We start from the raw sequence: 25,793 nt of genomic DNA, 5'->3' as shown, positions 1-25,793 counted from the left end.
GGAATAATCTCTATTAAATAATGACACCGGAATATAAACCAAAGATTATTTGGTAATCCCACCATCATCTGTGATAGGATGTATGGATAGTATCCAATCTTCACACACAGTGCGAGCATCCCTTTACTCCATCGAATGCTAGATTCGATGGACATTCGGAACTGTCGAGAAGACCTCCGGCGATTGAAGAAACGGAGCCTGCAGTGTCAACCGAGTTTGAAAAGATACGGCGCACAGTGCGCAGACGTCGGACCATGATCATCGTGGCCAAACATACGCTCGTGCGGACATCCATCGTGAAATTCCTGGAATACGAACTTGCCGATTGTAATGTCGTTGGCATGGCCTCTTTAACAGAACTGGTCAAAGCCAGCAGACGTGACATAGCTCTTATTGCGTTGGATCTGGGAGGCAGAGCGATGGATAGCTCCGCACTGCGGGAAGAGCTCCTCACCGTTGAGAGCCACTTTCAAGCGGCGTCGATCGCCCTTTTCTCTGACAAGGACGATGTTCTGCTGGAGTCACAAGCGATTAAAATGGGCGTGCGAGGGTTCTTTACGTCGTCCCTTCCGGTAGAGATCGCTCTGGCTGGCATTCGGCTGGTGCTCGCGGGAGGCATATTCTGTCCGCATCCGCAGGGCGCTCAGAGTACGATTCAAACAACGATCTCCTTCAAAGACAGATCAACGACTGAATTGACCGACGATGGAACCGATAGTGTGAACTACAGCTGGTGCCAGCCAGCCATTACCGGTTTCACACCGCGGGAAGTTGACGTTCTGACTGAGTTGCAGCGCGGTCATTCAAACAAGGTCATTGCTGAGAAGCTCAATCTTTCCGGCAATACCGTGAAGATGCACTTGCAGCATATTATGCGTAAACTACATGTTCAGAACAGAACTGAAGTCGTTCTGTTGCTTGGTGCCAAAGCGACTGCCAATGGGAGCGCCATTCAATAGGCGCAGATAATTCAGTTTTCGCGGAAAGCCCGGTGAAAACTGTCCAGCAATGGCCTGACAGCATAAAGTGCGACGCTGCTTTCCCCGGTTTCTATCAGGGCCTGCACAGGCATTCCGGGGATCATTTCCACGTCTCCGGCCTGCATCAGTTCATCGTCGGTCACGCGGATCGTCGCGGCATAGTAGGGCTGCCCGGTCTGTTTATCGATAAGCCGGTCGGCCGAAACATATGTCACTTGTCCTTCCAGAAGAGGCACGCGTCGCTGATCATAGGGCAAAAGATGCACCTGAGCGTTCAAGCCGGGACGCACAAGGTTGATATCCTCGGGCCGGACATGCGCTGACACGATCATGTTGCCATCCTGCGGCACCAGATCCAGCAACGGCTCGCCTGCCCCGATAACGCCGCCCGTCGTGTGAATGCGCAAATCCATGACAATCCCGTTCTCGGGCGCCTTGATATCTGTCCGGATCAGTTGATCGTTGATTGCGCGGTATCGTTCGCTTAACAGGAAAAGCTGGTTTTCGGTCTCGCGCAGTTCCTTTGCGATCTCGTTTTGGCGATCACTCTCCAGCTTGACGAGATTGGCCTGTGCTTCATTGATCACCTGATAAGCGCGGGACATCTGAGCTATGGTCTCTCCCAGCTGTCCATCCAGATCAGCTTTCTCGCGTGCGAGATTCAATACGCTCGTTTTGCGCTCGAGTCCCTTTTTCACAAGCGGGTTTATCATGTCCAGTTGCTGGCGCGTGATCTCGATGCGGGACGACAAGGCCATTTTTTGCGCTGCCAATCCGGTTATCTCTTCCTTCACCTGCCCCATTTTCTCGTGCGTTATGGCAATTTCAGATCGATAGACGTCGCGACGGGCTTCAAATATTCTTCGTTGTCCGACGACAATGGCGTTGACGGCCGGGTTATGCGGCGCGAGTTGTTCCAGCTCCGGTGGAAACAAAAGTTGCATCTCGTTCGCCTGTTCAGCGACCAGCCGAGCCCGGCTCGCCTGCGCGTCCCACAGCTGGCCCTGAATGCCAACCAGCTCCGTCCTGGGTTTTGTATCGTCCAGCTTGATCAGAATCTGACCGTTGGAGACCAAATCGCCATTGTGGACATAGATCTGCTGAACAATACCGCCTTCCAGATGCTGAATGGTCTTGCGGCTGGATTCCGCTTCGACAACACCCACAGCGACCGCCGCACTTTTAAGCGGTGCGAAAACTGCCCATATTCCGAAGCCTGCAACGAATATCAATACGAGCAGGTTTCCTGTCCAGGCCACGCCGCGCAGCCTTGGCCGTGATGTAAGCGGCGTTGGCAAAGTGTTTTTCCCAGGCAGCAACAGCGGGAAAGACGGGAGCTTCAGCTGTATTGCCCGCAAATGAGCCAGCAGCAGCGAATACTTCAACGCATTTGCTACCTTCACCGGGAGTTCGATGGGAACGAGGGTCATGACGAGGCATCCCTTACGGTCCAGTTTTCGCGGGGACGCGAAGGAAAGCATCGAAGATTTTCTCGCTATCTCCAAAAGCGCTCACCATACCGTCGCGCATCACAGCGATTTTGTCGGTCACGGGCAGAATGCCCATTCGATGCGTGATGATCACAATTGTAATTTGCCTGCACTTCATGCGCTCTATGGCGTCGAACAACAGCCGCTCACCCTCATAGTCGAGACTGGAATTCGGATCATCAAGGACCACGAGAGGAGGGTTGCCATAGGCTGCGCGCGCCAGTCCCAATTGCTGGCGTTGCGCCCGCAGAAGCAAGGCGCCACCTTCGCCGATATCGGTTTCGTATCCCTGCGGCAATCGCATGATCGTCTCATGCAGTCCGACGAGCTTGGCAGCTTCGATAACCTTACGCGGATCCGAGCTGTCGAGCCGACCGATGACGTCTTTGATCGCACCGCCGAAGAGTTCGATATCCTGTGGGAGATAGCCGATATGGCGGGCATTGTCGCAATGGCGAAGCAGTGAAATATCAATGCCACCCAGAAGAGCACACCCACACGTGGGCCGTGAAACGCCGGCCAGAATTCGTCCGAGAGTGGATTTTCCCGATCCAGAAGGGCCAATCAAGGCAACACAATCGCCAGGAGCAACCTGAAACGATACGCCTCGCAGAATGAACCGATCCGATGAGGGGAACCGATAGCCGACATTGTCGAGAACGAGCTGGCCTTTGGGCTCCGGTAGCAGAATGGTTCGCTTGTTGTCTCCGGGTGCAACCAGAGTGAGCATCTTGTTCAGGCGGTTGAATGCGCCGCGCACGAAAGCCAGTGCCCGCCACGCGCCTATGGCGCCTTCTACAGGTGCCAGTCCACGCCCCAGCAACAGACTGGCGACAAAAATAATTCCGGGGTTGCTGTTGTTCTGGAGGACGAGCCATGTCGCGGCTCCCATCATCAAAATTTGCGTCAACGCACGCACCGATTTCGAGAATGCCTGAAGTACCTCTGTTCGACGTGCCACACCGTCCTGAGCCGCTCTGACAGCCTCGGCATCCCGGTAAATGAGGTGAGCTGCGCCATGTTGCATCCCCATCGCGCGGATTACACCGATATATTTGAGAGCCATTGTGAAGCGGGAATAGCTTCGTGCCTGCGCAATATTTGCCTGTTCATTCAATTCGCGCGTCGTGAATTCATTCAACAAGGCCAAAAGCAGCAGACACAATGCACTGCTCAAGCCGATAAACCCGAGGAGCGGATGAACCAGAAAAAGCAGCACAAGAAAAACTGGGGCCCAGGGAATATCGAACAATAGCGCACATGATGGGGAATCCAGAAACTGACGCAAAACGGAAAGGTCACGATAATTTTCAGCGGCTGTTCCGGCATCAGTGCGCGCCGCATATTCAAATGATGCATTCATGACGACAGGACGTAGTTGACGGTCGAGCCAGCTGCCAATCCGGGAAAGTGCGGCGCGGCGTACGATATCGAGCAGAGACCCGACAATAACGGCTATCGCGATGATGATCGTCAGCATCAGCAAAGTATCAACACTGCGGCTCGACAGAACACGATCATAAATCTGAAGAAGATAGAGGGAGGGAGCAAGCAGAAAAATATTGTAGCCGCAACTATAGGCGAAGACCAAACCGAAGGCACCGGCACACCGACGCAAGGCAGCGACCAATGGGGTCACCGTATAGCGCGCTTGCGTAAATGCCGCTGTCATGTGTCGTCTCCGTCGAGATCTCCATTGTTATCGTAGGTTCACAATACCCATTGGCCTGTGAGGCAATGTCAGCGTATCGGCAATTCCGGGTAAAATGGGGAGCAACGATTTCAACCGTCGCTCCCAAGTCGGATTTCTCGACTACCCAGCAAAAGCCAATCGCCGATCACAGCGGCAAGTGGCTCAGATCGATATCGTGAAAATTGTCGTTAAAGCTGTCGATAAAGTTCGCTATATCGTTGGTCGTCGTAGTGGTTGTTGTGGTCGTCGTTTCCGGATTGGAGTGCACGAGCGCAGAGGAAATATCACCGCCGCGAGCCATGTTCCCATCGCCGCCGTTGCCACCGACCCCTGCAAGGATCGTTGCGTGCTGGTCGGCCAGAAGTTCGGTATATTGAACGGCACTGGTGTCCGCCTGACCGGCTGCTACATTGCCGCCGCTCGAAGAACCCAGACTGCCGTTGGAATTCGCGTCGCCGCCAGCACCGCCAGCACCATTGTTGGTGATGTTGGCGAGAAAGCCATTCGCTGCATCGGCTCCGCCGCCATCTCCGGCATGGCCTGCGTCCCAGCTGGCGTTTAACCACGGGGAATCGCCACTATGCACATCAACGGCTGCGCCTGTTACGTTTTGCGTATTGGCCACGACTGCACTTGGATTGTAATTGATATTCCCAAAATTATAGCCATCAGCACCGTTACCGGCATTAGCGTCGCCTGCATAAACGTCACTGAGATGGATTGTGTCGGAAACTCTCGGAATAGGCATTGTTTAATTCCTCCCTGTTGAGCCCCAGCCCTGTTTCGGATTGAACATCAGTCTTGGTGGTCGGCATTCCCAGATAAGAGATTGGCAAAATCGCGTTACCGACCGCGTTCCAAAGAGTGCGCGTGTTGATGTTACGGGACTAGCTAGAAATTCGGGTACCTACTTTAGGGTGGGCCAGACCGGAATGTATCAAGCGTGAAGAAGGCCAAGAATGTCGTTTGCAAGAAGCGCATCATGGCTTGTGTCGGTCAGATTATCGTAGCCGCCTGAACCACCGATACCGGCAATCTGTAAAGCATGCTGATCGACAAGCAGATGGTCTATCTGCTGGGCATCAGCGGTTCCGCCAGCGGGAACTGCAATATTGATCGGGTGGAAATACCCGATATTCACGTCCACCATACTGCCCAGGGAAACACCGTCACCACCGCTTCCTGCAGCTGTATTGCCGGTGAAAATTGTGTCCGAGGCCATGTTGAAGCCGCCGCCATTACCGCCGATCCCGGCAATCTGCGTGCCGCCCTGATCGAAAATCACGTTGTTTGTCTGGTGCGCCTCTGCATTGCCGCCAGCGGCAGCGACAGCGATATTGATGGGGGAGAAGATCGCCACGTTCACATCGATCATGGTGCCGGCAAAAACACCCGCACCACCATGACCTGCATAATTATCACCGGTGAAATAATAGGAATTTCCAGCGTCTGTATGTATCGGAGAGGCTGAAACGGACCCGGCGGCATTATGGTCTCCACCCGAGCCTCCAATACCCGCCATCTGGTCCGCGCCTTGCAGGAAGGCAGCGTTGTTGGTCTGGTTGGCAGACGCTACGGAATTGGATCCGCCTGCAACCGCAGCATTGACGGGAGCAAAAACCGCGACGTCAGAGCTGACAAGTCCCCCGAAGAAAACCCCGTCGCCACCGCTTCCTGCATGATTGGAGGTCGCGCCTTCTGTACCTCCGATCACGGCGTTGCCGTTTCCGCCGTCTCCACCCATTCCAGCCATTTCAACGACATGCTGATTAATCAATGCATTGTTGAACTGGTCCGCGCCCGCCCCGGCTCCCGGACCGGCAACTGCCGTATTGGACGGAACGAACACAGCGGATGCGTCGCTGCTTATCACACCGACGCTCAGTCCCATTCCACCGCTTCCGGCGGAATTGCCGGTTGTGCCTGAAGCGACACCGAAAGGGAGCCATGTCGGCACGAGCGCCAGGTGTCCGGCTGCGGTAGTCAAAGACGTACCTTGAACACCACCTGCAGTGAGGGTCTCGTTGGATATGGGACGTAGTTCATTCATCACCATTTCTCCTCGCCGGCGCCCAATTCCCAATGGTGTTGAGAAATATTCGGCTCCATGGCTATTGTGCCGTCAAATGACGCAAAAGAAGAGCCGGTAATTTGTCTACATCTGTTTGGGTGTAATGCACCCTTCGGGTTCCGTGCGGGTAACTTGAGCTTATATGGATCCGCTGCAGGAAACCCCTCTGCGCGGACCGCGGCTATACCGACAGCCACCATTTCACATGGCTCGCGAGGGTCCGCCCACATTTCGCAAGTGAAACAATTATCTTCATTTGACTTTCTTTTTGTTTTCGATTTTCATTGTTTGGCTTTCACACTCGCAATGGCCGAACGTGTGAACAGGGGGAGGAACATGTCAGTTACGAGTGCGCATGCCCTCTTCTCGGACAGTGGCGATAACGGTGTTCGGCACCATCGCCAAAGCGACAAGCTGCGTGTTTGTCGAAGTCATCCAAACCGAGTTTGTTCAAGCGTTAAAGATCACGGTCGCGCTGCCGCATCTGCTGGCTCGCGCTCATTGAGCGCCGGGTTCGGTGTTGTGTTAAGCTGGATGAAATCCGTTGGGAAACATCCTGTTAACAGTGCTCGGACTGTCGTTGGAACTTGCATGTTTCCTGAGAAAGTGTGGAAGCGGATCGCAGAACACGGATTGCTCATAAGGGATAAGGCACAGTCCCTGGAAGTTCATATTGAGAGGAATTGCCAATAAGCGCAATAATTCCGACGGTTGGAGGAGGCCTCGGGACATATGCTGGAATTGCGAAATATCTCGAAGACGGTTGGTGGAGCCACCCATATCCATCCGACAAGTCTGGTACTGCCTCGCGGGAGCCTGAATGTGCTGCTCGGACCGACCTTGTCCGGGAAGACTTCGCTCATGCGCCTCATGGCGGGCCTGGACAAGCCAAGTGAAGGCTCGATCCTGTTCGACGGACAGGATGTTACAGGCATGCCCGTGCAGAAGCGCAATGTGGCGATGGTCTACCAGCAGTTTATCAATTACCCGGCTCTGACGGTCTATGAAAACATTGCTTCGCCGATGCGCATCGCCGGAAAGGCACAGTCGGAGATCGACAGCGAGGTTCGCAAGGCGGCAGACCTTCTCAAGCTGACGCCTTATCTGGACCGCACACCGCTTAACCTCTCCGGCGGACAGCAACAGCGCACTGCGATTGCCCGGGCCATTGTGAAAAAGGCCAATCTCGTCCTCCTCGATGAACCGCTGGCCAATCTCGACTACAAGCTGCGTGAGGAACTCCGTGAAGAGCTGCCGCGCATCTTTGCCGAATCCGGTGCGATCTTTGTTTACGCAACAACCGAACCTTCGGAAGCACTGCTGCTCGGCGGCAATACGGCGGCACTTTCAGAAGGCCGCATCACGCAGTTCGGGCGCACAATCGATGTCTATCGCCGCCCGCTCGACCTCGTCACGGCACGAACATTTGCCGACCCGCCCCTGAACACAGCACGCATGGTCAAGTCGGGGGATCGTTTCCTGCGCGCCGACCGCCCGGCCATTGCCGTACCAAGCCAATTGGCTGATATAAGCGACGGTCCACTGACGATCGCGTTTCAGCCACATCATCTGCTGGTCCGTCCGGCGGAAAACGCTACGGTTCCCATTCGGGCCCGCACGCTGGTATCCGAGATCGCAGGATCGGAAAGCTTTATCCATCTCGATTACGAAGGCGACCGCTGGGTCATGCTGGCGCACGGTATCCAGATCGTCGAGCCTGACCGCGAAATCGAGGTCTACCTCGACACGCGACACCTGATGGCATTCGATGAAACTGGCCGCGCGGTTGGCCGCACGGTTGGTTTGGCGGCATAGGAGGGCGACGATGGCACGTATCACTCTCGATCATATCCGCCACGCTTATAATGCGAAGGCGCAAGCCGCAGGCGAATACGCTCTCAACATGGTCAATTACGAGTGGGAGGACGGCAGCGCCTACGCGCTGCTCGGCCCGTCCGGTTGCGGCAAGACAACCCTGCTCAACATCATTTCCGGCCTGCTGCAACCGACTGAGGGGCGCATCCTTTTCGACGGGCAGGACGTAACCGGCCTTGCCACCGAAGACCGCAACATTGCGCAGGTCTTTCAGTTTCCCGTCGTCTACGACACGATGACCGTGTTCGACAATCTGGCCTTTCCGTTGCGCAACCGACGGATGCCGGAAGCGGAAGTGGAACGTCGCGTCAAGGATATTCTGGAAATGACCGATCTCGGCGGCATTGCCGGGCGACGCGCACGCGGACTGACGGCAGATCAGAAACAGAAGATTTCGCTCGGTCGGGGACTGGTACGCGCGAATGTGAACGCAATCCTGTTCGATGAACCCCTGACGGTTATCGATCCGCATATGAAATGGGTGCTGCGCTCGCAGCTGAAACGCTTGCACCGCCAATCGGGTTTCACGATGGTCTATGTCACACATGACCAGACGGAGGCGCTGACATTCGCCGACAAGGTCGTGGTGATGCATAACGGAGAAATCGTGCAGATCGGCACGCCTGCCGAACTGTTCGAGCGCCCGAAGCATACATTCGTTGGCTATTTCATCGGCTCGCCGGGTATGAACCTCATGCCAGCACGGATCGACGGCCAGACTGCCACAGTCGGCGCGCAGGCCATTCCACTGCCCGGCATACCGCAGATTGGCGATGCAAAAAGCATCGAACTGGGCATCCGGCCGGAATTTGTCAGGCTCGGTCGCGAAGGCCTGCCAATCCGCATCGACAAGATCGAGGATATCGGGCGCTACCGCATCGTGCGGGCAGGCTTCGAGGGGCAGAAACTCGCCGTCGTGATCGGCGAGGACGACGAGATACCAGCCGAACCGCGCGTGACCTTCGATCCGAAGGCAATCGGCATATTCGCGGATTCCTGGCGCGTGGGAATGGAGGGCTGACCATGGAAAAAAGCTGGAATAACAAAGCCTGGTTCCTGGTCCTGCCGGTGCTGGTGCTGGTCGCCTTTTCCGCCGTCATTCCGCTGATGACGGTGGTGAACTATTCGGTGCAGGATACGTTCGGCAACAACCAGTTCTTCTGGGCCGGGACGGACTGGTTCGAGCAAATTCTTCACTCCGGTCGTTTCTGGGATGCGCTCTGGCGCAATCTCATTTTCTCGTTCATCGTCCTCGCGATCCAGATACCGCTCGGCATCCTGATTGCGCTCAACATGCCCAAAAAGGGCTTCTGGGTCCCCGTCTGTCTTGTCACAATGGCATTGCCCCTGCTGATCCCGTGGAACGTGGTCGGCACGATCTGGCAGGTTTTCGGACGCAGCGACATCGGCCTGCTCGGCTATTACGCCAACTGGCTGGGGCTGGACTACAACTACGTCAACGATCCGTTCGACGCCTGGGTGACGATCATCATCATGGACGTCTGGCACTGGACCAGCCTCGTGGTGCTGTTGTGCTATGCAAGTCTCGTATCCATTCCGGATGCCTATTATCAGGCAGCCAGGATCGACGGAGCCTCGCGGTTTTCAGTGTTCCGTTACATCCAGCTGCCGAAGATGAAGCGCGTTCTGCTGATCGCCGTCCTGCTCCGTTTCATGGACAGTTTCATGATCTATACCGAGCCCTTCGTGGTGACTGGCGGTGGACCGGGCAATTCGACAACATTTCTGTCGATCGATCTGGTCAAGATGGCGCTGGGTCAGTTCGATCTTGGACCGGCGGCGGCGATGTCGTTGATCTACTTCCTCATCATCCTGCTGCTGTCATGGGTGTTCTACACCGTCATGACCAGTCACGATCAGGAGGTGTGAGATGAACGCCATACAGGGAACTTCCGTGGGCAGTGCACCTGCAATTGCACCGGTCTCAAACGCCGTCCGACAAAAATCGAGCAGACGTGAGAGGTCGCGGTTCGGCTGGCTGATACCGACAATCTACATCGTTCTGCTTCTGATACCGATCTATTGGCTCATCAATATGAGCTTCAAGACCAATCAGGAAATCCTGACGTCGCTGACGCTCTTTCCGCATGAGCCAACATTGCAGAACTATCGCGCCATCTTCACCGACTCCGCCTGGTATTCGGGTTATATCAACTCGATCATCTATGTGGTCATGAACATGGTGATTTCGGTTTCGGTGGCGCTGCCTGCAGCCTATGCCTTCTCGCGCTACCGGTTTCTGGGCGACAAACACCTGTTCTTCTGGCTCCTGACCAACCGCATGGCGCCTCCGGCGGTGTTCGCCCTGCCGTTCTTCCAGCTCTATTCGGCATTCGGGCTCATCGATACACATATCGCGGTCGCACTGGCGCATTGTCTGTTCAATGTGCCGCTGGCGGTGTGGATTCTGGAAGGCTTCATGTCGGGCGTACCGAAGGAAATCGACGAGACAGCCTATATCGACGGCTATTCGTTTCCAAAGTTCTTCGTGAAGATCTTCATGCCCCTGATCGCATCCGGCATCGGCGTGGCAGCCTTCTTCTGCTTCATGTTCTCATGGGTGGAATTGCTCATCGCCCGCACGCTCACGACGACAGACGCGAAACCCATTGCAGCCACGATGACACGCACCGTTTCTGCTGCCGGTATGGACTGGGGGCTGCTCGCTGCGGCGGGTGTTCTGACGCTGATACCCGGTGCGTTGGTGATCTGGTTTGTTCGCAATTACATCGCCAAGGGCTTTGCCCTGGGGAGGGTATGACGATGTTTCATATACCCGACTTCTCATGGATGGCCTGGACCTGGCAGACGGCGGCGTTTTTCTGCGCCATAGCATTTCTGCTGCTCGGCATGGGCGTGTGGGAATATATCTCGCCCGGCGGCTCGCCGCGCAATGGTATCCTGCGCTTCGAGACAACACGCGGCGATCGCCTGTTTATCTCGCTGCTCGGCAGCGCATTCATCAATCTGGCATGGCTCGGGCTGGTTGGTCCGAACCTCTGGTGGGCTCTTGCCATTTCAGTGGTCTACGCCATCGGCGTATTCCGCTTTGTGTGAGAAATCCGGAGCGGAAGGTTTCCGCTCCGCGCAAAATGGGCTCGGGGGACAAACCGCGCCCGGAAGTCGATATGCAATGCACTCGCAAGCTTTGGGAGGATCAACATGCGACGGCATCTAATGACGACTACAGCACTTATCGTGCTGGCAATGACAGGGGCAGCTTCAGCGGGAATGGATGAGGCGAAGCAATTTCTCGACAAGGAAATTGGCGACCTTTCATCCCTGTCGCGCGCCGATCAGGAAAAGGAAATGCAGTGGTTCATCGATGCGGCCAAGCCTTTCCAGGGCATGGATATCAAGGTCGTTTCGGAATCGCTGACCACCCATGATTATGAATCGAAGGTGCTGGCGCCCGCATTTACAGCCATCACCGGCATCAAGGTCACGCATGACCTTATTCAGGAAGGCGACGTCGTCGAAAAAATTCAGACCCAGATGCAGACCGGCCAGAATCTTTATGACGGCTGGGTCAACGACTCCGATCTGATCGGCACGCACTGGCGCTATCAGCAGGTCCGCAACCTCACCGACTTCATGGCCAATGAAGGTAAGGATGTCACCAATCCGGGCCTCGATCTGGACGATTTCATCGGCAGCAAGTTCACGACGGCTCCGGACAAGAAGCTCTACCAGCTTCCCGACCAGCAGTTCGCAAACCTCTACTGGTTCCGCTACGACTGGTTCAACGACGAGAAGAACAAGGCCGACTTCAAGGCCAAGTACGGCTACGATCTTGGCGTACCCGTCAACTGGTCTGCCTATGAGGACATCGCCGAGTTCTTCACCGGTCGCGATGTCGACGGCAAAAAGGTCTACGGCCATATGGACTATGGCAAGAAGGACCCGTCTCTCGGCTGGCGCTTTACCGATGCGTGGCTTTCCATGGCTGGCAACGGTGACAAGGGACTGCCAAACGGTCTGCCGGTCGATGAATGGGGTATCAAGGTTGATGACCAGTCGCGTCCGGTCGGCTCATGCGTAGCCCGCGGCGGCGATACCAATGGACCAGCTTCGGTCTACGCCATCCAGAAATATCTCGACTGGATCAAGGCCTATGCTCCGGCAGAAGCTCAAGGCATGACCTTCTCCGAATCCGGCCCGGTTCCGTCGCAGGGCAACATCGCCCAGCAGATTTTCTGGTACACGGCTTTCACCGCCGATATGGCCAAGCCCGGCCTGCCGGTCGTGAACGAGGATGGCACGCCGAAATGGCGTGTTGCCCCCTCCCCGCATGGCGTCTACTGGAAGGACGGCATGAAGCTTGGCTATCAGGACGTGGGTTCCTGGACCCTCATGAAGTCCACCCCGGATGACCGGGCCAAGGCTGCCTGGCTCTATGCGCAGTTCGTGACGTCCAAGACGGTCGATGTGAAAAAGAGCCATGTGGGTCTGACCTTCATCCGCGACTCGTCCATCCATCATCAGAGCTTCACGGATCGGGCACCGAAGCTCGGCGGTCTGGTCGAGTTCTATCGGTCGCCGGCCCGCGTCCAGTGGTCGCCAACCGGCACCAACGTGCCTGACTATCCAAAGCTGGCTCAGCTCTGGTGGCAGGCGATCGGCGATGCATCGTCGGGTGCAAAAACGGCACAGGAAGCGATGGATTCACTTTGCGCCGAACAGGAAAAAGTTCTCTCGCGTCTGGAACGTGCGGGGGTACAGGGCGACATCGGACCGAAGCTCGCCGAGGAACATGACATCGAGTACTGGAACAAGGATGCCGTTTCCAAGGGTAACCTCGCTCCTCAGCTGAAGATCGAGAACGAAAAAGAAAAGCCGGTTACGGTCAATTACGATGAACTGGTCAAGAGCTGGCAGAAGTAAGCCTTGCGCATAAACACTGTCGAGAAATCCGTGGGATGACACGACAGGCTGAACATTGAACCGCATTGCGTACATTCATTGCGCAATGCGGTTTTCATATCAACTTGAGGACAAGAAGAAGGGCGGCAGGTAATGCCGCCCTTTTGTATTTCAATCACAATCAGCCACGCTGTGAATCGAGCTGTTCGTGGTTCTTTTCGACTTCCTGCGCCTTCAAGTAGCTTTCGATGAGAAGCTGGTAGGGAGGGAAAATCTTGGTGTAGACATTGGCCCATTCCTGCGCATCGTCACGATGCCATGTCTTCTGGAGTTCCGAAGCCACCGCAGCCGTATCCATCGGCACGACACCGGCCTGAACAACACGAGCGAGCGTGATTTCCTGCGCCATCTTGGAATAGGTACCGGATGCGTCCACCACGGCGAAAACCTTGTAACCATCCTGAACGGCACTGATTGCCGGGAAGGCCATGCAAACGCTGGTGATGGTGCCTGCGATGATCAGGGTCTTGCGGCCTGTGGCCTTCACGGCAGCAACGAAATCCGGATTGTCCCATGCGTTGATCTCGCCGCGGCGCGCTACATATTTGGCATGAGGGGCGTTCTCATGAATCTCGGGGATCAGCGGACCATTGGGGCCCTGCGGCACGGATGCCGTGGTGATGACCGGCATCTTGGTCAGCGTGGCCATCTTGGCAAGCGCGGTCGCATGATTGCGCAAAACAGGCATCGGCATGTCTGCGACGGTCTGAAACAGGCCGCTCTGATGATCGATCAGAAGCATGACAGCGTCGTTGGGGTCGATAACCGGACGCTGGCCATTAAAGTTAGCTGGGCTGCTCATTTTTTGTCTCCTTCTTCAGGCTTGGACGTATTCAGGGCCGAAAGCATTTCCGGTCCGGGGATACCCGTGGTTCATACTGACACCAGGGGAATGGATCAGGCAGGAATGGTGCCGAATTTCCCTGTTCGGAAATCCGCGAAAGCATCCTGCAATTCTTCATTTGTGTTCATAACGAAAGGGCCACGCATGGCGACAGGCTCGCCAAGCGGTTCGCCACTCAGCAGAAGGACGGTTGCGTCGCTGTCAGCCGTAATCTCGAAACTGCCACCCTTTCGGTCGAGCAGAACGAATTGCGCATCCCGTGCCGATCTGTTGCCGTTGACGGTGATCGTTCCGCGCAAGATTGCCAGGCCGGTCGTATGTTGATCGGGAAGATCAAACACAACGCTTCCGCCCTGTTTCAGGCGCAGGTCCCATAGATCAATCGGCGTGAAGGTGCGTGCCGGTCCGGCATGTCCGGCATAGTTCCCGGCTATGACACGGACAATTCCAGCTTCATCCGGCAGGGCCACGGTCGGAATATCCCGATCGAGCACCGTCTGGTAAGTGGCGGGCGCGGACTTGTCCTTGGCAGGCAGGTTGACCCAGAGCTGCACCATTTCCAGCGTGCCTCCCTGTTCGGTAAACGCCTTCGAATGGCGCTCCTCGTGCAAAATCCCGGCGGCAGCAGTCATCCATTGTACATCACCGGGACCGATCATGCCTCCGCTTCCAGTGGAATCGCGATGTTCAACTTCGCCCTGATAGACAATGGTCACGGTTTCAAAACCGCGATGGGGATGGCTGCCAACACCGCGCGGGGTTGCCGTGGGTGCAAACTGTTCCGGCCCGGCATAATCAAGATGCAAGAAGGGGCTGATGTGTTCGCCCATTGTCGCATGGGAAACCATGGAGCGAACCGGAAATCCATCACCCACCCAATGGGGCGATGAGCTGCTGTAAATGCCGATAACCTGTCTCATCTCGATCTTCCCGATTTATTTCGTTGCCTTGCGGACACTGAATTGACTGTCTGAGAGCAAAATAAATCTGGAACAAATTGACCGGTAGATCGAAGTTCAGGCTATACTGTCCTGAAAACAGGACAATGAAAGGCCCGGCCATGGCTGATCTCAACGATATGCGGCTTTATGTGGAAGTCGTGGAGCAAGGCGGCTTTTCCGCTGCGTCCCGAAAACTGGATATGCCGCGCTCCAGGCTGAGCCGCCGGATCGCCCTGCTGGAAGATGATCTCGGTGTCAGGCTTATCCAGCGCACCACCCGACAATTTGCCGTGACGGATATCGGCCAGGAATTTTATCGCCATTGTCTGGCGATGATGGTTGAGGCCGATGCCGCACTGGATGTGATCGACAGAATGCGCACAGAACCGCAAGGCACGGTGCGGGTGAGTTGCCCGGCATCGGTCATTTATTTCCAGGTCGGTGAAATGATCGCCCGTTTCATGGCGCGATACCCAAAGGTAAAGATACATCTGGAAAGCACAAACCGGCGCGTGGATGTTATCCGCGAAGGCTTCGATCTCGCTATCCGCGTCCGCTTTCCACCGCTCGAGGATAGCGATCTCGTCATCCGCAAGCTGGCGGAAAGCGAGCAACGACTGGTGGGAAGCCCTGTATTCGTCAAGGAAGGATGCAACGCCGTCCCCGCCGACCTCGTCGACATGCCCGGCCTTGCCTGGGGATCATCCCACAACAGTTTTGAATGGAACCTGCTTGGTCCGAACGGCACCACGGCTGAAATTCCCTATCAACCGCTGCTGATCACGGAAGATATGGTTGCGCTGCGGCTGGCCGCTCTTCAAGGCATCGGCGTTTGCCAGTTTCCTACAATGGTTGTCCGGGATGATATAAAGGCTGGGCGGTTGGTTGATCTTCTGCCCGACTGGGCACCCCGCAGCGGCATCATCCATGCTGCCTTTCCTTCGCGGCGTGGCCTGCTGCCTTCGGTGCGCGCGCTTCTCGATTTTTTGGTCGAAGAGTATGCCGCTTTATCCGCAAGCGAACACAGGTCATGACGACCCAGAGACCTTCTCCGACGTATCGTCTACCGCTGGCTAAAGAATAGTTTCGTCGATGGCCTTGCGCTGAACGGCACATTCCCGCGCCAGAAAGTCGATCAGGGTACGCACCGAAGGCAGCAGGCCACGCCTGGATGGAAATACTGCATGGACGATGCCCGCGGCCGGGCGCCATTCGGGCAAGACAGGCACCAATGTGCCTGCGGCAAGGTCACGCCAGATCATCATGGTTGGCAGCTGCACGATCCCGGCACCGTCCAGCACAACCAGATATTGTGAACTGCATCGCGACTGGCGCAACGATATTGAAGGTCTGGGTACGCTGTTTGCAAACCACATTCCAGATTATCGCAACCTGATTACCAGCTACAACACGATGGCATCCGGCAAATAAGCCGCCGCGACAATTCCGGTAAGCGAGCTGTGCTTGTCGGTTGGAACGTTGCAAGAGAACGCCGGGTTATAGCCCGGCATTTTTGTCACTTCTGATGAGTCAGGCTTGAGAAGCTGTTATCGCTTCACGGAGAACGGAGCGCAGCCGTCAACTGCCAGATGCGCCCCGAAAATATGTAGCATCCTGTGCAGTTTCGATTCAGCGTAGGCAGCCGTCCTACCTATGGGACATTGAGTACCGTAATCCGAACTGCATAGCACCAGGCCGTAGTGCCAGCCAGCGAGCCAAACGGCTCGCGTGGCTATGAGAAGCTCTAACGGTTTGCTTCAACACGCATCTCGTTCCGACAACCGTTCCACATTTTTCGGAATACGCTTTAGTATCAATCAGCCACCTGCTGGAATACCGCGTCGGCGTTTCAGCTGAGGAACAATTTGACGAGCAGCGGCACAACGAGTGACGTTGCAATAGCGTTCAGCGCCATGGCAATCCCGGCGAAGAGCCCAGCCGTCTCATCGACATCGAAAGCACGTGCAGTTCCGATACCGTGCGACGTCAGCCCAACAGCAAATCCACGTGCGGCGTAATCCCTTATCCGCATGGCATTCATGAAAGGGGTGACGACAAGTGCGCCGATGATACCGGTAAGTACGACCAATACCGCGGTTAGCGACGGTGTGCCGCCAAGTGTGGAAGAGATCGCCATGGCAACCCCGGCAGTTGCGGATTTTGGCAGAAAAGAAATCAGCACTTCATTGGAGAGATTGGCCCATTTACCCATCACCACAATGGAAAGAACCGCAAAGAAGGAGCCGACGACCAGCGCTGCTCCCATTGGGATCAGCGCTTGCCGCACCTGATGCCATTGGCGGAATAGAGGCACGGCGATGGCTACTGTGGCTGGACCGAGCAGGAAGTGGATAAACTGGGCTCCTTCAAAGAATCGTCCATAGGGAACATCAAAAATCACAAGCAGGCTGGAAAGCAGCACGATGGAAATCAGTACAGGATTGGCCAATGGATGGCGCTTCAGTCGAACGGAAATATGCGTCGCCACGATCCATGCGCATAATGTGAGAGTGAGCCACAGCAAAGGTGATGCTGAAAGGTAAACCCATAGTTCCAGTGGATGTTTCATGACGCTACCTCCGCCCCATGAAGCGTTGCACAAGAATGAAGGTCCAAACCGTCACCGCCAATGTGAGAATTGCCGAGATCACCACAATAGCCAGAATTGCCGTGGCTTGCCCCTGAATCTGGCTCCACATAGCCACCACTCCGACCCCCGCCGGGACAAAAAGCAGGCCGAGATTACCGAGAAAACCATCGGCCGCCGTTTCTGCTTCGGCAAAGATACCCCAGTCGAATATCTTGCACAGTTGCATGGCAACGAACAGAAGCACGAGCCCCACAACGGGGCCCGGTATAGGAAGCCCGCTCATGAAGATAAAGCTTTCGCCAAGCAGCTGAAACAACAATAGCAGCGCTATACCCTTGATCATGAAGGCTTCATCTCCGGTTCAAATCTCAAGAGCCAAGGTAACCGACCGGCCGTCCTACCGTCTATACGGTCGGCAGTGATAGTGTTTCTGATTTGCAAGAACATATGCTCGCCGAGCAGGCCCCGGGGCTTTGCTCCCGGCACAGGCACGCCTGAGGTTGGCGGCGTGCAGCACCACAGTCCAGCCGGAAATTCAATATACGGGGTGCCGCCCGAGGCGGGTCTACCGAAGGATCATTGCGCGCGGCGCACGGTTTCCGATGGGAGATAGCCGAAGCGCTGTCGGTAATCCGCTGAAAACAAGCCCATATGATTGAAAGCCCAGGCCATGGCGATACGCGTGATATCCCCCGGCCCGGCGTGGCCGCGGACAAGCTCTGCATGCACCTTGTCCAGCCGCATGTTCTTGAACACGCCGAGCGGCGTGTTGCCCCGGACACTGCGAAATGTGCGGTGCAAGGTACGTGCGCTGGTGCCCGTTGCATCGACAAGCTCCTGCAAGGTCAGCTGCTTGTCGAGATTGTCGAGCATGAATTTTTCAGCACGCTGGACATAGCTCGGAACCGCACTCGTCAGCGGCCTTGCGCGCGGCTGCGTGTCGAGCGCCGCTGCAAGCGATGCCATCAGGCTGTCTTCGAGACGCTCCGACAGACCGCCATGGAAAAATGCTTCCTTATCCTTCTCGATTTCGTTTATGACGAAATGCGCCAGCTGATAGAAGGCATGCCCCACCAGAGTATCGAAGGATACGACGCGCTTGTTATGGGTAAACTGCTCGATAAATTCCTTGCCCCCCAGAATATCGATCTGGGCATCGTTCAGGCTGAAGATCAGCATGCGCGTGGAAGGGTGAAATTCGAGATCAATCGCCGAATGCGCGTCGACCAGCTGCGCATTCATGCCGGACTGATACAACAGCTCGTCACCGCGCCGGTCGCGCGAGACGAAGATGCCCTGCAACGGAACCTGCAACAAAGTCATGTCGTTATGCGCTTCAACTTCGATGCGGGCATGGCCGCCAATGCGGATCGCAGTCAGGCCGAAGGGACGCATGCGCCCATGTGAAACTTCCGTCCGGTAGGTCCGGCTGGATTTTTTCGAGATGCGGCAAGGCCTGAGGAGACCCGACATGGTGTCCTGGAACGAATCGATGGACGGCGAAAGCCTGTGCATATAGCTCGTAGTCGGCATCACGATATTCCCCGTATCTCATTTAGAGAGCATTTTATTTTAAGATTAAAGTATCACGCTGGAGCGAGAGCGCAAGCGCCACGAAAATTTTGCACGAAAGCGCGTTTCTGGCGGTTTCCTGTTAGGAATGGCGTTTTGGTGATAGACAGCATTGTTCCCGCTTTTATCGTTGGTCCCAGGCGCCAAAGAGCAGCCACGAAAAAGGGAACCGCGAATGAAAGCGATTATCGTCGGAGGGGGCATCGGTGGCCTCACGATGGCATTGATGCTGCACGCACGAGGCATTGACTGCCAGATTTTCGAAGCAGCACCGGAAGTCCGTGAACTGGGCGTTGGTATCAATGTCCTTCCGCACGCCATCCGCGAACTGGCTGAAATCGGCCTTCTGCCCGCGCTGGACGCCACCGGCATCCGCACCCGAGAGCTGATTTACGCTACACGGCAGGGTCAGGAAATCTGGCGCGAGCCCCGCGGCATCGATGCAGGCTATGATGTGCCTCAGTTCTCAATCCATCGCGGCTATTTGCAGAAACTGCTTTATAATGCCGTCATCGAACGGCTTGGACCGGATGCCGTCATCGCGAACCAGCGCTGCGTGGGCTACACCCAGAACGAGGGTTCTGCCACGGTTCATTTTGCCGAAGGTTCAAAAATTACCTCGGCAACTGCCGACATCATTATCGGCGCGGACGGTATTCATTCCGTCATTCGACATCAGATGTTCCCGAACGAAGCCGGTCTCAAATGGAACGGCGTCATGATGTGGCGCGGCGCTGTTGAAAGCGATCCGTTCCTTGACGGTCGCACCATGATCGTCGCTGGCGGCTTTACGTATAAGCTGGTGCTTTACCCGATAGCCAAGGGCACCACGCCCGGCAAGATTCTCAACAACTGGGTCGTCACCTATCGTCCCGGCGCCGACGGATCGCCTGCGCCGAAGCGCGAGGACTGGAGCCGTCGCGGCACGCATGAAGAGCTGATGCCCCATGTCGAAAAATTCGGCATCAATGTCGTGGACCTTGCCGCTTTGGTGCGCGCAACCGATACATTCTTCGAATATCCGATGTGCGACCGCGACCCCGCCCGCTGGTGGACGGATGGCCGCGTGGCGCTGATCGGCGACGCCGCCCATCCGATGTATCCGGTGGGGTCGAACGGCGCGAGCCAAGCGATCATCGACGCACGCACGCTTGCCGACCATCTTGCCGCTGCGGAGCACGGTCGCGCGGCGCTGGCGGCCTATCAGGCAATCCGGCTGCCCGCGACGGCGGAAATCGTCCGGCTCAACCGGCTGGGCGGCCCGGAAGGCGTCATCGATGAGGTTGAACGCCGCGCTCCATCCGGTGTTGCCGATCTGGACGGCGTCATCAGCTTTGCCGAGCGCGAAGCCATTGTTCGCGGCTATGCCGCAAAGGCTGGCTTTTCAACACAGCAAGTCAATCGGGGAGTGTCTCGGGCCTCTGCCTGAAACCTGCGTCGGAATAATTTTTAACGCGCATCTTTTCCGAAAACCGTTTCACACTTTTCGGGGTGCGCTCTAATGAAAGGGAATTCGAGTGACTGTTCTTCAAGCTGGCGTGACCAAATCCGGTTCCTCCGTGGACGGTGTTGTCTGGCATATTCTCGGTCAGACCTATGTGCCCAAGCATGTCTGCGAAAGCTCCATGTCCTGGCACGCAACCTTCCCTCCCGGCACTTTCGTTCCGCCACATATCCACACCACGCAGGAAGAATTCATCTACGTGCTGGAAGGACGCTTCGACCTGCTTCTCGACGGCAAGGAAGCCGTTGCCGAAGCTGGCGATCTCGTCTGCCTGCCACGCAACGTGTCGCACGGTATTTTCAACAAGACCGAGCAGCCAGTGAAGTGCGTTTTCTGGGTTTCGCCGACCGCAAAACTTTGGGATCTGTTCGTTCGTATCGACAATGTCGGTGATCCTGCCGAAATAGTTCGCATTGCACCGGCACACGAGGTTGAATTTTTGCCCGCTCCAGCAGAATAATGCATCCGCCCGGCAGAAGTATGGGAGTACATCTGCCGGGTATCAGAGCATTTCCAGCAAAAGTGTGAAGCGGTTTTGCGCCGGATAATGCGAAAGAAAAATAAGACAAAGCAGAACGCTGCAATCGAGGTGGAACAATGAAAATTTCGACGAAAGCGGCCTTCGCGCTGCTCGCCGCAACCATGTTGAACGGAACCGCGCAGGCCGAAGAAGGCAAGATCAAGATCGGTTTGATCTATACGCTGAGCGGGCCAGCGGCCTTGCTGGGCGAACAATCCCGCGACGGTTTTCTGCTTGCCATGGACAAGCTGGGCAACAAGCTCGGCGGCCTCGATGCTGAAATCATCATTCAGGACGATGAGCAGAAGCCGGATATCGGCGTCAACAAGGTCCAGCAGATGATCCAGCGCGACAAGGTGGATTTTGTCGTAGGTCCCATCTTCTCCAATGTCCTGAACGCTATCGTCAAGCCAGCGACCGATTCCGGCACGTTTCTGATCTCGACCAATGCAGGCACGTCCAATCTGGCCGGTAAGGATTGCAACCCCAATCTGTTCGTCACCTCCTATCAGAACGACCAGATGCATGAAGTTTCCGGCAAATATGCCGAAAAGCAGAACTACCAGCGCGTCGTGCTGATCGCCCCGAATTATCAGGCTGGCAAGGACGCTCTGGCCGGTTTCAAGCACTCCTACAAGAACGAAGTCGCGCAGGAAATCTATGTGCCGCTTGGCCAGCTCGACTATTCGGCAGAACTGGCGCAGATCGCAGCCGAACAGCCTGACGCCGTCTACGCCTTCCTGCCCGGCGGCATGGGCGTAAATTTCGTCAAACAGTATCGTCAGGCCGGTCTTGAAGGCACCCCGTTCCTCTCGGCATTTACCGTGGATGAGACCACCCTGCCCGCGCAGCAGGATGCGGCAGTTGGCTTCTTCGCCGGTTCGAACTGGGCGCCGGATCTTGATTCCGCACCAGCCAAGGAATTTGCCGCCGCCTATGAAGCCAAATTCAAGCGCATTCCGGCGACTTTTGCGGTGCAGGCTTATGACGCCGCCATGCTGATCGATGCGGCCGTCAAGCAGGTCAACGGCAATATTGCCGACAAGGATGCCTTGCGGGCCGCCATGAAAGACGCGAAATTCACCTCGCCGCGCGGTGAATTCAGCTTTGGCGACAACCACTTTCCGATCCAGAATTTCTACCTGACCAAAGTTGTCAAGCGTGACGACGGCCAGTTCGCCACGTCCTACGTTGAAACGGTCTTCAACGATTACAAGGATAATTACGCAGCTGAATGCAAGATGTAACCCGGTGGAAGGCGGGTGCTCCGATGAGCCCAGTCCTCTCAATTTCCAAGTCTGAAACAGTTCACGCCAGTTTGCCTGGCGTGAAACGGACTTCAGTACAACGAGTTCCGGACGTCCCCCATGCTCAATCTTTTTCTGCTGCAGTCCCTTAACGGGATTCAGTTTGGCATTTTGCTCTTTCTCGTCGCAGCCGGTTTGACACTGATCTTCGGCGTCATGGACCTCATCAACCTGGCGCATGGCGTTCTTTATATGGTCGGCGCCTATCTGACTGCGACTTTCACTGCCATGACAGGCAGCTTCTTTTACGGCATCCTGATCGCCCTGCCCGTCACCCTTGTCATCGGCATTGTGCTGGAAGTACTGGTCTTTCGACGATTATACGAACGCAGCCATCTCGATCAGGTTCTGGCTACATTCGGGTTGATCCTGATAGTGAACGAACTCGTGAAGATCATCTGGGGCGCGGCTCCGCTCAGCGTGCCGATGCCGGATTCCCTATCCGGTTCCATCCAGCTCTTTGGCAACCTGCGCTATCCCGTCTATCGCCTGCTGATCATCGCTGCTGGCCTCGCCACGGCGGCGGGTCTTTATGTCCTCGTCAATCACACGCGCATCGGCATGTTGCTGCGTGCCGGAGCGACCAATGGCGACATGGTCTCGGCTCTGGGCATCAATATACGCCGCCTGTTCATGGTGGTCTTCGGACTTGGCGCGATGCTTGCAGGCTTTGCCGGTGGCATGATCTCCCCCATTCTCTCCGTTGATCCAGGCATGGGCGATTCCATCCTGATCCTCACATTCGTCGTCATCGTGATCGGCGGCGTCGGCTCCGTGCGCGGTGCTTTCGTTGCGGCCATCACCGTTGGCCTCGTCGATACGCTTGGCCGCACCTTCGGACCGATGCTGCTCCGCAATCTGCTCGATCCGGCCGCTGCCTCCCAGATGGGCCGCACGCTGGTGCCGATGCTCACCTATATTCTGATGGCAGCTGTGCTCTATTTCCGTCCGACAGGTCTCTTCCCGGCGCAGGGAGGAACCCGATGAGCGAGATTACCCATAACAGCACCCGCGATACCGCCATGCCGGAAACGGCAAAGAGCCGAACCTCGCCTTTGCTGGATGCGGGCCCGTGGCTGGTCTTCGCCGCCTTTGCAATCGTTCCGCTTCTCGCATCCGTATTGAACGACAGCTTTCTTCTCGTGATCGTGACACGCATCATGATCTTCGCGCTGGCCGCGCTTTCGCTCAATTTCATAATGGGTTACGGCGCGCTCGTTTCCTTCGGCCATGCTGCCTATATCGGGATCGGCGCCTATGCAGTCGGCATCCTGTCCAGCTATGGCATCGACGATCTGATCCTCCAGCTGGTTGCGGCCATCGTTGTTGCAGCGTTCTTCGCCCTCGTCACCGGCTATATCTCGCTGAGAACCAGCGGCGTCTATTTCATCATGATCACGCTGGCCTTCGGGCAGATGGCCTTCTTCTTCATGGTTTCCCTGTCAGCCTTTGGCGGCGACGATGGAATGACGCTGTCCACCCGCTCAACGCTGTTCGGCAATACGCTGCTTTCCAGCAATCTGGTGCTGTTCTACTTCGTGCTGGCGGTTCTGATGGGCGCATTTTTCATCTTCCGCATGCTGGTGCATTCACGGTTCGGTCGTGTGCTGCGTGGAACGCGGGACAATCCGGTGCGTATGCGCGCCATCGGTTTCTCGCCCTTCTCGTTTCAGCTCACCGCCTATGTGATTGCCGGTGTGGCAGCGGCCATTGCCGGTGTTCTGCTCGCCAACCAGATCCAGTTCGTTTCGCCTGCCTTCATGAGCTGGCAGCGTTCTGGCGAACTGATCGTCATGGTCGTGCTGGGTGGAATGGGCACGCTGATCGGCCCGGTCCTCGGCGCAACCGCCTTCATCGTGCTGGAAGAGGTGCTGGCGCATTTCTCCGAGCACTGGAAACTCGGCCTTGGTCTTTTCCTTGTTCTCGTCGTGCTTTTCAGTCGCGACGGTATCGGCGGGCTGCTCCGCAAGCTGCGTGGAGGTTCCGATGTCGGATGAACTGCTTCAGGTTCATGACCTGCATAAAAGCTTCGGCGCGCTCAAGGTCACGGATGGGGTCAATCTCACCGTCAAACGCGGCGAAATTCACGCGCTGATCGGCCCCAATGGCGCCGGAAAGACGACATTGATCCACCAGCTTTCGGGAAATCTCAAAAGCGACCGCGGTTCGGTCATCTTCGATGGCCGTGACATTTCCGGTCTGCCTATGCCCAATCGTGTCCATCTCGGCCTTGCACGTTCGTTTCAGATCACCTCGGTTCTTGAAGGTTTCAGCGTGCTGGACAATGTTGCACTTGCCGTTCAGGCACGATCAGGTTCGAGCTTCCGCTTTTTTCAGGCGGCAAACAAGGAAGCCGATATCAACGAGCAAGCCATGACTGCGCTTGCTCGCGTCCGGCTGGACGACCGCGCCCATCGCCGGGCCGGAGCGCTGTCGCACGGCGAAAAGCGCCAGCTTGAGATTGCCATCGCGCTCGCCACCGAAGCGCAGATGCTGTTGCTCGATGAACCACTGGCTGGCACCAGCCACGAGGAATCCGTGGTGCTGGTCGAACTGATGCGCGCATTACGTCAGACGCATACGCTGGTTCTGATCGAGCATGACATGGATGCCGTTTTCTCGCTGGCGGATCAGGTGAGCGTCCTCGTCTACGGGCGCGTGATCGCATCGGGAACACCCGCCGCCGTGCGCTCCGACCCGGATGTGCGCGCCGCCTATCTCGGCGAAGAGGAGGCCGCGTGATGCTGAAGGTCGAAGGACTCCAGAACGCCTATGGCCAGTCTCGCATTCTCTTCGGCATCGACTTTGAAGTCAGTGCGGGAGAAGTCGTCACGATCCTCGGCAGAAACGGCATGGGGAAAACGACGACCATCAAGTCGATCTTCGGCTTGCTGCCGCCCAAGGGCGGCAAGGTGTTCGTCAATGGCCATGACGTTACCGGCAAGCCGCCCTATGCGATTGCCCGCGAGGGGCTCGGTCTGGTCCCGGAAGGGCGGCAGATATTTCCGACGCTGAGCGTCGAAGAGAACCTGCTGGCCACCCGGCGTTCGGATGCGCGCTCGTCCAAATGGACGCTGGAAAGCATCTATCGGATGTTCCCACGCCTGAAGGAGCGGCGGCGCAACATGGGCAACCAGCTTTCCGGCGGTGAGCAGCAGATGCTGGCGGTTGGTCGCGCATTGATGACCAATCCGAAAATGGTCGTGCTGGACGAGGCTACGGAAGGCCTGTCGCCGCTCATGCGCGAAGAGATCTGGTCCTGCCTGCGCAACATCAAGGACGAGGGCGAAGCGATCCTCGTCATCGACAAGAATGTCGATGCGCTGGCGCGCTTCGCAGACCGTCATGTGGTCATCGAAAAGGGCCGTGTGGTGTGGAGCGGTGACAACGCCGCCCTTTTGAACACCCCGGACATCAAGGAACGTTACTTGCACGTTTGACCCAGCAGTCGAACGCAAACTG

At 56.4% G+C, this 25,793-nt stretch carries 25 protein-coding genes and 1 pseudogene; 16 read left to right on the top strand and 10 right to left on the bottom strand.

Annotated elements, in window-relative coordinates; all coding sequences use genetic code 11:
* Positions 1 to 254: 254 nt before the first annotated feature.
* Positions 255 to 959 (top strand): LuxR C-terminal-related transcriptional regulator, encoded by a 705-nt coding sequence (locus LJ361_RS13620; RefSeq protein WP_051517835.1) that lies wholly within the window; start codon positions 255 to 257, stop codon positions 957 to 959.
* Between the two features lie 11 nt (positions 960 to 970).
* Here LJ361_RS13620 and LJ361_RS13615 read toward each other — a convergent pair whose 3' ends face one another.
* The 4 genes from LJ361_RS13615 to LJ361_RS13600 form a co-directional block, all read right to left on the bottom strand.
* Positions 971 to 2,410, bottom strand: a complete 1,440-nt coding sequence (locus LJ361_RS13615; RefSeq protein ID WP_010659160.1) for an HlyD family type I secretion periplasmic adaptor subunit — start codon at positions 2,408 to 2,410, stop codon at positions 971 to 973.
* Positions 2,411 to 2,423: 13 nt separating this feature from the next.
* On the bottom strand, positions 2,424 to 4,142 hold the full coding sequence (locus LJ361_RS13610; protein ID WP_052174248.1) for a type I secretion system permease/ATPase: 1,719 nt from the start codon (positions 4,140 to 4,142) through the stop codon (positions 2,424 to 2,426).
* A 166-nt stretch (positions 4,143 to 4,308) separates the two neighbouring features.
* Entirely contained in the window at positions 4,309 to 4,911 is a 603-nt protein-coding gene (locus tag LJ361_RS13605; RefSeq protein WP_029926710.1) for a hypothetical protein, read from the bottom strand.
* 189 nt (positions 4,912 to 5,100) lie between these two features.
* Positions 5,101 to 6,213: a hypothetical protein gene (locus LJ361_RS13600; protein WP_151615236.1), complete on the bottom strand. Its 1,113-nt coding sequence runs from the start codon at positions 6,211 to 6,213 to the stop codon at positions 5,101 to 5,103.
* Between the two features lie 753 nt (positions 6,214 to 6,966).
* Here LJ361_RS13600 and LJ361_RS13595 point away from each other — a divergent pair.
* From LJ361_RS13595 to LJ361_RS13570, 6 genes are all read left to right on the top strand, one after another.
* Positions 6,967 to 8,049, top strand: coding sequence for an ABC transporter ATP-binding protein (locus LJ361_RS13595; RefSeq protein WP_010659163.1), 1,083 nt, complete (start codon positions 6,967 to 6,969; stop codon positions 8,047 to 8,049).
* 10 nt (positions 8,050 to 8,059) lie between these two features.
* Entirely contained in the window at positions 8,060 to 9,130 is a 1,071-nt protein-coding gene (locus LJ361_RS13590) for an ABC transporter ATP-binding protein (RefSeq protein ID WP_029926706.1), read from the top strand.
* Between the two features lie 2 nt (positions 9,131 to 9,132).
* Entirely contained in the window at positions 9,133 to 9,999 is an 867-nt protein-coding gene (locus LJ361_RS13585) for a carbohydrate ABC transporter permease (RefSeq protein ID WP_010659165.1), read from the top strand.
* 1 nt (position 10,000) lies between these two features.
* Entirely contained in the window at positions 10,001 to 10,891 is an 891-nt protein-coding gene (locus tag LJ361_RS13580; RefSeq protein WP_010659166.1) for a carbohydrate ABC transporter permease, read from the top strand.
* Between the two features lie 2 nt (positions 10,892 to 10,893).
* Positions 10,894 to 11,187, top strand: coding sequence for a DUF2160 domain-containing protein (locus LJ361_RS13575; RefSeq protein ID WP_029376005.1), 294 nt, complete (start codon positions 10,894 to 10,896; stop codon positions 11,185 to 11,187).
* Positions 11,188 to 11,292: 105 nt separating this feature from the next.
* Positions 11,293 to 13,014 carry an ABC transporter substrate-binding protein gene (locus tag LJ361_RS13570; RefSeq protein ID WP_010659168.1) on the top strand — a complete coding sequence of 574 codons (1,722 nt, stop codon included), beginning with the start codon at positions 11,293 to 11,295 and terminating at the stop codon, positions 13,012 to 13,014.
* Between the two features lie 160 nt (positions 13,015 to 13,174).
* Here LJ361_RS13570 and LJ361_RS13565 read toward each other — a convergent pair whose 3' ends face one another.
* The gene (locus LJ361_RS13565; protein ID WP_010659169.1) at positions 13,175 to 13,855 is read right to left on the bottom strand and encodes a hydrolase; all 681 of its coding nucleotides are present in this window, start codon (positions 13,853 to 13,855) and stop codon (positions 13,175 to 13,177) included.
* A 95-nt stretch (positions 13,856 to 13,950) separates the two neighbouring features.
* Positions 13,951 to 14,817, bottom strand: a complete 867-nt coding sequence (locus LJ361_RS13560; RefSeq protein ID WP_010659170.1) for a pirin family protein — start codon at positions 14,815 to 14,817, stop codon at positions 13,951 to 13,953.
* 140 nt (positions 14,818 to 14,957) lie between these two features.
* Here LJ361_RS13560 and LJ361_RS13555 point away from each other — a divergent pair, with 140 nt between their 5' ends.
* Positions 14,958 to 15,872 (top strand): LysR family transcriptional regulator, encoded by a 915-nt coding sequence (locus LJ361_RS13555; protein ID WP_029376006.1) that lies wholly within the window; start codon positions 14,958 to 14,960, stop codon positions 15,870 to 15,872.
* A gap of 39 nt (positions 15,873 to 15,911) precedes the next feature.
* Here the strand turns inward: LJ361_RS13555 and LJ361_RS13550 are convergent, their stop codons facing one another.
* Positions 15,912 to 16,175 carry a LysR substrate-binding domain-containing protein gene (locus tag LJ361_RS13550; RefSeq protein WP_235691746.1) on the bottom strand — a complete coding sequence of 88 codons (264 nt, stop codon included), beginning with the start codon at positions 16,173 to 16,175 and terminating at the stop codon, positions 15,912 to 15,914.
* Between LJ361_RS13550 and LJ361_RS13545 the strand changes: the two are divergent.
* A pseudogene (locus tag LJ361_RS13545) lies at positions 16,150 to 16,269 on the top strand (isochorismatase); the annotation flags it as partial. The gene LJ361_RS13550 and the pseudogene LJ361_RS13545 sit on opposite strands and share 26 nt — an antisense overlap.
* A 418-nt stretch (positions 16,270 to 16,687) precedes the next feature.
* On the opposite strand, the gene LJ361_RS13540 reads toward LJ361_RS13545, so the two are convergent.
* From LJ361_RS13540 to LJ361_RS13530, 3 genes are all read right to left on the bottom strand, one after another.
* Positions 16,688 to 17,407, bottom strand: coding sequence for an LrgB family protein (locus LJ361_RS13540; protein WP_012093330.1), 720 nt, complete (start codon positions 17,405 to 17,407; stop codon positions 16,688 to 16,690).
* 4 nt (positions 17,408 to 17,411) lie between these two features.
* The gene (locus LJ361_RS13535; RefSeq protein ID WP_010659175.1) at positions 17,412 to 17,771 is read right to left on the bottom strand and encodes a CidA/LrgA family protein; all 360 of its coding nucleotides are present in this window, start codon (positions 17,769 to 17,771) and stop codon (positions 17,412 to 17,414) included.
* A 233-nt stretch (positions 17,772 to 18,004) separates the two neighbouring features.
* Complete coding sequence (locus LJ361_RS13530; RefSeq protein WP_264813603.1) at positions 18,005 to 18,961, bottom strand: AraC family transcriptional regulator; 957 nt, start codon at positions 18,959 to 18,961, stop codon at positions 18,005 to 18,007.
* A gap of 214 nt (positions 18,962 to 19,175) precedes the next feature.
* Here LJ361_RS13530 and LJ361_RS13525 point away from each other — a divergent pair, with 214 nt between their 5' ends.
* The 7 genes from LJ361_RS13525 to LJ361_RS13495 all read left to right on the top strand — a co-directional run bounded on the left by LJ361_RS13525 (position 19,176) and on the right by LJ361_RS13495 (position 25,771).
* Positions 19,176 to 20,429 (top strand): flavin-dependent oxidoreductase, encoded by a 1,254-nt coding sequence (locus LJ361_RS13525; protein WP_010659177.1) that lies wholly within the window; start codon positions 19,176 to 19,178, stop codon positions 20,427 to 20,429.
* A gap of 88 nt (positions 20,430 to 20,517) precedes the next feature.
* Positions 20,518 to 20,964: a cupin domain-containing protein gene (locus LJ361_RS13520; protein ID WP_010659178.1), complete on the top strand. Its 447-nt coding sequence runs from the start codon at positions 20,518 to 20,520 to the stop codon at positions 20,962 to 20,964.
* 137 nt (positions 20,965 to 21,101) lie between these two features.
* The gene (locus LJ361_RS13515) at positions 21,102 to 22,271 is read left to right on the top strand and encodes an ABC transporter substrate-binding protein (protein ID WP_010659179.1); all 1,170 of its coding nucleotides are present in this window, start codon (positions 21,102 to 21,104) and stop codon (positions 22,269 to 22,271) included.
* A 120-nt stretch (positions 22,272 to 22,391) separates the two neighbouring features.
* A complete protein-coding gene (locus tag LJ361_RS13510) occupies positions 22,392 to 23,318 on the top strand; it encodes a branched-chain amino acid ABC transporter permease (RefSeq protein ID WP_010659180.1) in 927 nt (308 codons plus the stop codon).
* Entirely contained in the window at positions 23,315 to 24,328 is a 1,014-nt protein-coding gene (locus LJ361_RS13505; protein ID WP_010659181.1) for a branched-chain amino acid ABC transporter permease, read from the top strand. Before LJ361_RS13510 ends, LJ361_RS13505 begins: the two co-directional genes overlap by 4 nt.
* Positions 24,318 to 25,073: an ABC transporter ATP-binding protein gene (locus tag LJ361_RS13500; protein WP_010659182.1), complete on the top strand. Its 756-nt coding sequence runs from the start codon at positions 24,318 to 24,320 to the stop codon at positions 25,071 to 25,073. Before LJ361_RS13505 ends, LJ361_RS13500 begins: the two co-directional genes overlap by 11 nt.
* Positions 25,073 to 25,771, top strand: a complete 699-nt coding sequence (locus LJ361_RS13495; protein WP_010659183.1) for an ABC transporter ATP-binding protein — start codon at positions 25,073 to 25,075, stop codon at positions 25,769 to 25,771. The genes LJ361_RS13500 and LJ361_RS13495 overlap by 1 nt, the downstream gene beginning before the upstream one ends.
* The last annotated feature ends 22 nt before the right edge of the window (positions 25,772 to 25,793 follow it).

It is taken from the genome of Brucella sp. JSBI001, from assembly GCF_026014005.1.
Classification (GTDB): domain Bacteria; phylum Pseudomonadota; class Alphaproteobacteria; order Rhizobiales; family Rhizobiaceae; genus Brucella; species Brucella anthropi.
This window is presented reverse-complemented; position numbering and strand designations above follow the sequence as displayed.